The organism is Acidovorax sp. HMWF029 (assembly GCF_003060895.1).
Taxonomy (GTDB): Bacteria; Pseudomonadota; Gammaproteobacteria; order Burkholderiales; family Burkholderiaceae_C; genus Acidovorax.
Genome location: NZ_QAIH01000197.1, coordinates 1 through 2,179, shown reverse-complemented (window position 1 = coordinate 2,179; position 2,179 = coordinate 1). Strand labels below are relative to the sequence as shown.

Here is a 2,179-nt window from a genome sequence, read left to right as displayed (position 1 = left end):
GATCGACTGTGTGCATGGCGGCGCCTCGGTCAGCTTCATGGCGCCTTTGCCGCGCGAAAAAGCCCTGGCCTTCTGGCGCAGTGTGGCCGAAGGCGTGGCGCGCCATGAGCGCGTGCTGCTGGTGGCCGAAGACGCCAGCGGAGCCATCGTGGGCACCGTGCAACTCATCACCGCCATGCCCGACAACCAGCCCCACCGTGCCGACGTGGCCAAGATGCTGGTCCACCGCCGCGCCCGCCGCCAGGGCATTGCCCAGCAGCTCATGGCGGCCGTGGACGAGGCTGCGCGGGTCGAGGGCAAAACCGTGCTGGTGCTCGACACCGTGACCGGCGGCGCCGCCGAGCGCCTGTACGAACGCGCAGGCTGGCAGCGTGTGGGCATGGTGCCTGACTACGCACTGATGCCGGATGGTGCGTTGTGCGGGACGACTTATTTTTGCAAGAGGGTGTGAAGCTTCACCGGGGTTCATCGGGGTTCGCCGGGGTTCGCCGTCCATGCTTTCAGGCAAGCATTTGAGCGCGGCGAAGCTGGCGTGTTCTGAGTGAGACGGCGCCCCTCAGTCCCTCAGTCCCTCAGTCCCTCAATTCCTCCTGCATCCCCCCACCCGGCGCGGCCACCAGCTCCCACTCCGCCAGCTGCTCGTTGGTCGCAATCAGTCGCCCCACCAGCAGCTTGATAAACGCCTTGTCAAACCGCGATTGCAGGTCTTCCGATGCTTGTCGCAGCGCAGGGTTGCGCACCTTGAGCACCAGCACCTCTGTTTCGGCCACTGCGGTGGCGGTGCGTGTCCTGTTGTCGGGGCGCAGGTAGGTCATCTCACCCAGGGTGACGCCGGGGCCCAGGGTGCTGAGGTTCCAGCCCTGGCGGCTGATGGCGATCTGGCCTTCGATGAGGATGCAGAACGAGTCACCGGGGGTGTTCTCGCGCATGAGTACAGTGCCCCGCTCCAGGCGGCGCCAACTGCCCAATCGCATCAGCTCCCACAGGGCCACGTCGTGAAAGTCGGCAAAAAACGGCAGTGCGCGCAGGCGGGCAAAACGTTCGGCCTCCGTGTCTTGCGACTTCTGGCGGGGCAGGCCCCGGTGGGCAGCCAGCAGAGCCTGGGCAAAGTCGGGCCAGGTGGCAAAGCGGTCTGCGGGGTCTTTGGCCAGGGCGCGCAGCAGCACATCGTCCACATGCGATGGCAACGCGGCGCGCAGCAGGCTGGGGGGCGTGGGGGCTTCGTGGCTGATCTTGTAGAGAGTGGCGAAGTCGGTGTCGCCATCAAACGGGCGGCGGCCGGTGAGGAGCTCGTACACCACCACAGCGAGCGAGAACATGTCGCTGTGGTGCGTAAGGTCTTGCTCACGCACCTGTTCGGGCGACATGTACGACGGCGAGCCCACCAGGCCCGACAGCTGCGTGGCGTCGCTGCGCAAAGACAGGGCTGCGCCAAAGTCGGTGAGCTTCACATCCCCATCGCGCGCCAGCATGAGGTTGGCGGGCTTGATGTCGCGATGTACCAAGCCTTCGCGGCAGGCGTAGTCCAGTGCGTTGCAGCATTTGAAGGCGATGTCCAGCACCTGGGGCATGGGCAGCAGCGTGTCGGGCGTTGCAAAGTCGGACAGCGGCTGGCCGTCCACGTATTCGAGCACCAGGTAGGGCGGCAGCGCCTCTTCGTCGGCGTCGAGCAGGCGCACGATGTTGGGGTGGCGCAGGCGGCCCGACAACGCGGCCTCGTTGCGCAGCAGCTTGCGGTAACGCTCGGCCAGCTCAGGCGCCTTGAGCAGGTGGGCGTGGGTCTGCTTGATGGCGACCTTGCGACCCCGGAAGCCGTCGAGCCCCAGGTAAACAATGCCACTGGCGCCCCGCCCCAGTTCGCGTTCGATACGGTATTTGCCGATGTTGACGGGCGGTGCGGAGGTGGCTGTGGCCATGGAGAGGCTCCCGGCGAGGGTGGGCGGTAGAGGCGGTGGGTCAGGCTCCGGCGAGCGCCTGCTCGAAGTCGGCCAGCAGGTCTTCCACCTCTTCCAGGCCCACAGACAGCCGGATCATGCTGTCAGCAATGCCCATGGTGGCGCGCACGGCGGGGCCGGCCTCCCAGAAGATGGTGTGAGCCACCGGGATGATGAGCGTGCGGGTGTCTGCCAGGCCCGTGGCCTTGATGGGCAGCTGCAGGCGGTTGCACACGGGCAGGCAT

3 protein-coding genes are annotated in these 2,179 nt (G+C 66.6%); 1 reads left to right on the top strand and 2 read right to left on the bottom strand.

Translation table 11 applies throughout. The annotated features are described in order from the left end of the window. The coding region (locus tag DBR12_RS13800) for an N-acetyltransferase (RefSeq protein ID WP_108617785.1) at window positions 1-451 on the top strand (451 nt) is incomplete at its 5' end. A 121-nt stretch (window positions 452-572) separates the two neighbouring features. Here the strand turns inward: DBR12_RS13800 and DBR12_RS13795 are convergent. Both DBR12_RS13795 and DBR12_RS13790 read right to left on the bottom strand, forming a co-directional pair. Next, the gene (locus tag DBR12_RS13795; RefSeq protein WP_108617784.1) at window positions 573-1,916 is read right to left on the bottom strand and encodes a protein kinase; all 1,344 of its coding nucleotides are present in this window, start codon (window positions 1,914-1,916) and stop codon (window positions 573-575) included. Between the two features lie 40 nt (window positions 1,917-1,956). Beyond that, a partial coding sequence (locus tag DBR12_RS13790; RefSeq protein WP_199226689.1) for a PLP-dependent transferase occupies window positions 1,957-2,179 on the bottom strand: 223 nt, incomplete at its 5' end.

Coding starts and splice junctions, on each gene's coding strand:
- DBR12_RS13795 (WP_108617784.1), bottom strand. CDS start 1,916: ATGGCCACAGCCACCTCCGCACCGCCCGTCAACATCGGCAAATACCGT.